The 7,255-nt window shown below is 68.3% G+C and carries 5 protein-coding genes; all 5 read left to right on the top strand.

Annotated elements, in window-relative coordinates:
- On the top strand, window positions 1-836 hold an 836-nt coding region (locus tag JMV16_RS15980), incomplete at its 5' end, for a hypothetical protein (protein WP_201495301.1).
- A 32-nt stretch (window positions 837-868) separates the two neighbouring features.
- Window positions 869-1,216 (top strand): hypothetical protein, encoded by a 348-nt coding sequence (locus tag JMV16_RS15975; RefSeq protein ID WP_201495300.1) that lies wholly within the window; start codon window positions 869-871, stop codon window positions 1,214-1,216.
- Between the two features lies 1 nt (window position 1,217).
- Entirely contained in the window at window positions 1,218-2,366 is a 1,149-nt protein-coding gene (locus JMV16_RS15970; RefSeq protein ID WP_201495299.1) for a hypothetical protein, read from the top strand.
- A gap of 79 nt (window positions 2,367-2,445) precedes the next feature.
- A complete protein-coding gene (locus tag JMV16_RS15965; protein ID WP_201495298.1) occupies window positions 2,446-6,102 on the top strand; it encodes an Ig-like domain-containing protein in 3,657 nt (1,218 codons plus the stop codon).
- A gap of 73 nt (window positions 6,103-6,175) precedes the next feature.
- Window positions 6,176-6,928: a PEP-CTERM sorting domain-containing protein gene (locus JMV16_RS15960; RefSeq protein ID WP_201495297.1), complete on the top strand. Its 753-nt coding sequence runs from the start codon at window positions 6,176-6,178 to the stop codon at window positions 6,926-6,928.
- Window positions 6,929-7,255 lie beyond the last annotated feature (327 nt).

The following is a 7,255-nucleotide window of genomic DNA, read 5'->3' as shown; positions in this document are numbered from 1 at the left end:
ACGACCACGACCTGGCCAGCTTCGTGGCCATAGGCAGCGCGACGGTCAGCGAAGACGGCTCGAGCATCACCAGCGACCTGGGCGCCGGCGTCATCAAGGCCGGCTGGCACTGCGGGGGCAATCCCAATACCACCGGCAGCGCCGGCACCTGCCCCACTTGCAAGAAGTGCCAGGGCGCCAGCTGTGTGGCAGACAACGCCCAGACCCCGCCCCAGGCCTCGCCCACCGACTGCAAGGAACAGATCTGCTCCGGCGGCGCCGTGTCCACGCGTGCCAAGGATTCCGAGACTCCCACCAATGAGTGCCGCAAGTGCTCGGGCGGCACGGCCGTGGCTGACGCGGCGAAGAACGGCGTCAAGATCACCGCCGGCTGCTGCTTCGACGGCGAACCCCAGCCCGTGAATCCCATCGCCGACCTTGCCAAGTGCCCGGCCCGCACCGAGCACCCAGGATGGGTGCCAGGCTCCAACGGCTGTGGCGGCAGCGGCATTTCCAGCGCCGTGCCCGACAACCCCATGTTCGCGCTGCACATCACCGATCCGGTCTACCTGCTCGTCCATGGCACGACCTCGGGCGACTTCACCCAGGCCTGCAACGGACATGACACCTGCTACGACAAATGCCTGAAGCCCGCCGGCCGGGCCAAGTCGAGCTGCGACACCAACTTTGGCAGCGACATGGACGCGGTCTGCCTGCGCGACTACTCGGGCCTGCTGGACGGCCCCTATCTGCTGCAATGCCTCGGGCTCTCCGCCGGCTACGAAGGCGTGGTCTCCAGCATCGAGTCCTTCTACGAAAGCGCGCAGAAAAATGCCTGCGACTGCTGTGGCAGCTGAGCATGCACTCCGGGCGGGCGTGGGCGGTTGCGATGGCGCCGCTGCTCTGCCTGCTGGCGGCCGCAGCGGCGAGCCAGTGGTTGCTGGGCGGGCTGAAGTTCTCGAGCCCGCGCGCCGAGGGCGTGTTCAGGCTGATCTTCCTGGTACCGCTGCTGGCCGACCTGGGCTGGCTGTGGCGTCTGCAGCGCGCGGCCGCGGCACGCTGGCGCCTGTGGCTGACCGTCCTGCCGGGCGCGCTGGCCGCCGGGCTGCTGGCATGGGGGTTGAATCTGCGCGATGCCCAAGGCGCCTTGTTCGTCTTCATGCTGCCCTTGCTGCAGGGCATGGCCGGCCTGCTTCTCCATGTGCTGGGTGTGGCCCTTGCGAAGTCGGGGCGATGAGATGAGCCTTCGTTCGATCCTTGTTCGCTGCCTGCTTGTGCTGGCCTGCCTGGGCTCGGCCTGGGCCCAGACCACCCCGATGCAGCCGCAGTGGCAGCTGAGCCATGCCCCGGCCGGTGTCTCGCTCGAGACGCGGGCCGCCGCCGCAGGTGCGGCAGGCAGTCTCCACATCCTTGGCGTGCAGCGGCCGCTGGCCATGGGAAAGGATCGCACCGCCGACCGCGGCTGGATCGGCCAGGTGCTGCCCGGAGGCACCTGGGGCCGGCAGACCGGCTTCGTGATGCAACCGGGTGATGTTGCGGTGCAGGAGATCGACGCCTTCGCGCCGCTGGGCAATGGCGAATTTGCGGTGGCGGGCCAGGCCGGCAGCGGCGAGTTCTGGCTCGTGGCGGTGAACGAACTGGGGCAGGCGCGCAATATCCGCAGCCTGGGACGCAGCCGCATCGCCTTCATCCTGCCGCTGGCCAATGGCGACCTGGTGCTGGGCGGGCGAGTGGAGAAGGATCTCTATGCTGCTCGCATCAGGCCCGACGGCGGCCTGGCCTGGGAACAGCGGCTGGACCGTGGCCGCGATGATCTCTTCCTCGCCGGCGTGCTGGTCGACGGTCGCCTGGTGATGCTTGAGCACAGCGGCACGCGCGAGCAGTTCTTCATGCGCGAGGCCAATGTCGGCGTCACGGTGCTGCAGCCGGGCGACGGCGTACCGGGTGCGCCGGCCTTCGCAATCGCCGGCCGCGCCGGCGCGCTGGCAGCCCAGCCGGGTCACTATGGTCTGGTTATTGATGCGGGCGAGGGCGTGAAGCAGCGCCTGTTGTTTCTGCAACTTGACGCCGGCTTCAAGCAGCAGGCGCAGGCCGAACTGCTGGAATCAAGCTTCGGCCTCGAGCGCGCCCGCCTGGCCGCCGCGGGCGCCCAGGGCTGGCTGCTTGCCGGCCTGGACCGCAGCGCGCTCTACGGCTTGAGGCTGGACGCGGCGGGGCACACCGTGGCGCGTTTCAACGCGGGTGCCGAACGCGTGTTTCTGCATCCCGATGCGGTGGCCGGCGGCGAGGCGACCTACGTCGTCGCCACCGAATTGCAGAAGCGGGACGACGGGCGCGGTGCCCGCTCCCAGGTGTTTGTGGCCCGCTTCCCGTGGGGCGCGCCCTAGCCGCAGCGCTTGCCACGCTCAGCATGTACGAGGGCTGGCCCGGTGGGTCAGGCTTGAGAAATCAGTGGAGGGAATGACGATGTTGCTTCAGAAAGTCTTCCGCGCCGCCGGCGCTTGGCTGCCGGCGCTGCTGCTGGTCAGCAGCCTGCCGGTCCAGGCGCAGCTCAACGAGAACTGCGTCGTCAGCGTCCTGAACCGCAATGTGCAGGCCAAGGCGGACGGCACCTGGGTGTTGCCCAATATCCCGGCCAACTTCGGCACCCTGCGTGCGCGCGCCACCTGCGTGCAGGGCGGCGTGACGAGCTATGGCGAGTCGGCGGCCTTTGCGATCCCGGCCAATGGCTCGGTGACGCTGCCGCCCATCGTGATCGGGCCCACGACGCCCATCCCGACCTCGCTGCGCGTGACAGCGCCCACGGCCACGCTCACCGCCGTCGGCGCGACGGCGCAGCTTCAGGTGCTGGCCACCTATCCCAACGGCGGCGCGCTCGTCGATGTCACCGCCAATGGCACGGGCTACACGGTCAGCAACCCGGCCATCGCCGCCATCACGCCCACGGGCATGGTGACGGCGGTGCGCAGCGGCGTCGTCGTCGTGCAGGCCACCAACGAAGGCACCCAGGGCATCCTGAGCCTGCGCGTGGCGCTGGCCGGCGCTGACAGCGACGGCGATGGCATCCCTGACGAAGACGAGATTCGCCTCGGCTCCAACCCCAACAATGCGGCCGACGCCCAACTCGACCTCGATCATGACGGCCTCACCGCGCTCGACGAGTACCGCCTCGGCACCGACCCCAACAACGCCGACACCGATGGCGACGGCATCAGCGACGGTGACGAGGTGCGCTGCACGCAAGGCCCCTGCACCAATCCGCTGCTGGCCGACAGCGACGGCGACGGCATCCGCGACCGCACCGAGATCAGCACTGGCAGCGATCCCAACAACGCTGCAAGCACCAATCTGGCCGCGGCGCTGAGCAGCCTGCGCGTGACCCCGGGCAACTTCACCTTGGTCGTCAATTCCCTCACCGGCAGCGCCAGCGTGCAACTCACCGTGATCGGCACGCTGATCGACGGCTTCGAGATCAATCTCACCAGCAGTGCGCGCCAGACCACCTACACCAGCAGCAACCTCGCGAGCTGCAATTTCGGCGCCCCCGACGGCCGCGTCTTCGCCAGCACCGCCGGTTCCTGCGACATCACGGTCAGCAACAACGGCCGCAGCGTCGTTGTTGCCGGCGTCGTCCAAGACTTCTCACCCGGGGCGCGTTCCTTCGTCGCCATCCCCGGCTATGCCAACGGCGTCGCGGTGAGCGGTGACTACGCCTTTGTCGCCTCGGGCAGCACCGGCCTGCAGGTGGTCAGCCTTGGCATCGACCGCCGCACACCGGCCATCGTGGCCGCGCTCAATGTCGGCGCCTCGTCCAACGACATCACGCTGGCCGGCAACCTGGCTTACCTGGCCACCTCGGGCGGCCTCAAGGTGGTCGACGTCTCGACGCCCACCGCGCCGCGCCTGCTGGGCACCTTTGCTGGCGTCGGCAATGCGCTGGGCGTCAAGGTGCGCGGCACCACGGCCTATGTGACGGCCGGCACCTCGCTGTTCATCGTCAGCGTGGCCAATGCGGGCGCCATGATCCAGGCCGGTTCGCTCAACCTGGGCGGCACCGCCTGGAACCTCGACCTCGACCCCACGCGCAACCTGGCCGCCGTGGCGGCCGGCGCTGCCGGCCTCAAGCTGGTGGACGTGAGCAACCTCTCGCTGCCCACCCTGCGCGGCACCCTGGCCACCGGCGATGCGCGCGGCGTCGCGCTGCGCGGCAATACAGCCATCGTGGCCGATTACAGCAACAGCATGACCTCGGTGGACATCACCAACCTGGCTGCGCCTGCGCTGCTGTCGCGCACCGACCTCAACCTGGGCGGACGCCTCACCAATGTCGTGCTCACGGGCAATTTCGCCGTCGGCTCCGACGTGCTCTTCGTCAACGGCGTGCCCATCGTCGACATCACCAACCCGCGGGCGCTGGCGCCGCGCACCATCCTCAACTTCCCGGCGCGCGACGACAACGGCATGGGCATTGCGGTCGACAACAGCTTCATCTACCTCGCGGCCGACCGCTCCGGTCTCAATCGCGGCGGCACCACGGGCGACAGCCGTCTGTACATTGGCCAGTACCAGCCGCGCGTCGACCTCGCCGGCGTGGCGCCGACGGTGGCGATCACCGCGCCCAACACCGGCAACCTCTTCTTCGAGGGCACGCCGCTGACCATGGTGGTCGATGCCGTCGATGACGTGAGCGTGGTTTCGGTGGCATTCAAGGTGGCCGGCAACACCGTCTTCACCAGCACCACCGCGCCCTACCAGTACACCTTCACCGTGCCCACAGGCGTGAGCAGCCTCGAACTGGGCGCCACGGCGCGCGACCTCGGTGGCAACGAGGGCGTGGCGCAGGCGGTCACGGTGACCGTTGCCCCTGACCCGCTGACGCGGGTGGTCGGCCTGGTCATCGATTCCGCTGGAGCGCCCATAGAGGGCGCCACCGTCACCGCCCCCGGAGGCCGCAGTGCCACCACCGGGCCCGATGGCCGCTTCGAGATCGTCGGCGTGCCCACGGTGCTGGGCAACGTGGTCGTGCAGGCGCAGTTCACGTCACCCGGCGGACTGCCGCGCACCGGTGCCTCGGCGCCGGTGGCGCCGGTGGTTGGTGGCGTCACCGACATGGGCAGCCTGATCATCGTCGACGTGCGCTTCGAGACCGCCTTCGGCACGCTCTACACCAATTGCGACGACTGCTTCACGCAGCGCACGCTGCCCTTCCCCTTCCCCTTCTACGGCGTTGCGCAGACCACGGCCTTCGTCGGCACCAACGGCTACATCACCTTCGGATCGGGCGACACCACCTTCTCCGAAAGCGTCACTGCCTTCAACAGCCGGCCGCGCATCTCGGCCTTTTTCGACGACCTCTACGGCGCACGCGGCCCCGCCGGTGCCGCGGTCTACATCAACGACACCTTGCCTGATCGCTTCGTGGTCACGCACGACCGCGTCGGCCACTTCAGCTTCGGCGGCTCCAACACGCTGCAGATCCAGCTCTTCCGCGACGGCCGCATCGTGTTCGCCTACAAGGGCATCACCGCGCTCAACACCGGTGCCATCGCCGGCCTGACGCCGGGGCCGAACGCGCCCTTCCTGCAGGTCGACTACAGCAGCATGCCCACCATCGACGTGCCCACGGCCACCGCGGTGTACGAGTACTTCACCTCGACCAGCCCCTTCGACCTGGACAATGCCTTCCTGGTCTTCACGCCCACGGCTGCCGGCGGCTACAGCGTGCGCACCGTGCTGGCCCCGTTGGTGGCACAGGCCTCGGTGGTCACCGGCGGCGCGCCCCAGGTGTTCGCCTTCGCGGCGCCGTCGCTGCTGCGTGCCTCGGCGCTGTCGACCGGCACCACGCAGGCGGCGGCCTTGCCCGACATCGCCAATGCCGAGGTGCTGGTGCGTTCCTCCGGCAATCCCGGCTACCTGGGCATGACCAACACCGACGCCCAAGGGCGCTTCACGCTGCAGGGTGTGCCGGCCGGCGGCATCGAGGTCCAGGTGCGGCGCAATGGCGTGGTGCTGGCGCGCGGTGCCGCGGTCTTCACCGGCGGCGACCTCAACCAGGCCCAGTTGCTGTCGATCGAACTGCGGTCGGCGGAGGTTCAACCCAAGCTGGACGCCGCGGCTCAATGAGCGGCGCCGCGCGTGCCTGCCCCCTGATGTGAGGGGGTGGCGCACGCGGCGGCGGCTTCGACCTGATAGGTGCGTGCTACCTTCAAATGGCAACAAGGTGGCACCGAGACCGGGCCATCAGGCGCAATTCGATAGACGAAATACGGAAGGCAAGAGAAGCATGTCTACTTTGAACAAACTGGCGGGCGTGGCGGCTGCGGCTGCGCTGATGGCGGGCGCGCTGCAGCCGGCCTTGGCGGCGACGGTGACGGTTGGATTCGAACAGTTTGCTGACCTGGATTCGGTGACGAACCAGATCGCGGGCATGAGCTTTTCGAATGCCACGGTGCTCAGGTCCGGGGCTCCTGCGGTGGTGAATCCTGGCAGCCTGGCCGATTCGGAATTCCCGCCCCACGGCGGCGACAACGTCGTGGTCGATGAAGGCGGTGCCATCACCATCGACTTCACCGGCTCGGTATTCAGTGTCGGCGCCTATTTCACTTACGTGACGCAATTGACCTTCGTCGCCTTCGACAGCAGCGGCGGTGTACTGGGAAGCGACCAGAGCACTTTCCAGATCAACACTGGCGGTTTCCTCTTTGGCGGAATCCCTAGCGGCGACGCCGGCAGCAGCCCCAATGAGTTCCTGTCTTTCAGCAGCCTGTCGGGTTCCATTGCACGCATCGTGATCTCCGGCGACATTGGCGGCAGTTCCTTCGTCATGGACGACCTCACGGTCGACACCGGCAACACCGTGCCCGAACCCATGACCCTGGCCTTGGTCGGTGGCCTGCTCGGTGCCGGCGTCGTGCCAGGCGGCTGGCTGCGCCGGCGCAAGAGCCGCTGAGGGCTCTGCGGGCGCAGCGGCGCGCTCGCATTCCGAACGAATGACTGCTCCCAGGCTCTTGGCCTGGCCGTGGCAGATCGGTCAGAGCACGCGCAATAAAAATGGGAGGCGCGATGAGCAAGTACTCGGGTTGGGTGGGGTCAATTGCGGGCGCCGCCCAGAGGCAGATGTCTCGCATGGGATGCCTGCTGCTGGCCGCCATGCCCCTGCTGGCCCAGGCCGGCGTGTTGGGCACGCCGAGCCTGAGCCCGTTGAGCATAGAGGCGACGGTGGCGAGTGCGGTGACGGTGAGCATCAGCATCACCGACCCGAACTACATTTTGGGCA

The sequence above is a fragment of the Rubrivivax sp. A210 genome, from assembly GCF_904426505.1.
In the GTDB taxonomy this organism is placed as follows: domain Bacteria; phylum Pseudomonadota; class Gammaproteobacteria; order Burkholderiales; family Burkholderiaceae_C; genus Rubrivivax.
The sequence above is the reverse complement of the archived record's forward strand: the minus strand, read 5'-3'. Positions and strand labels throughout refer to the sequence as shown.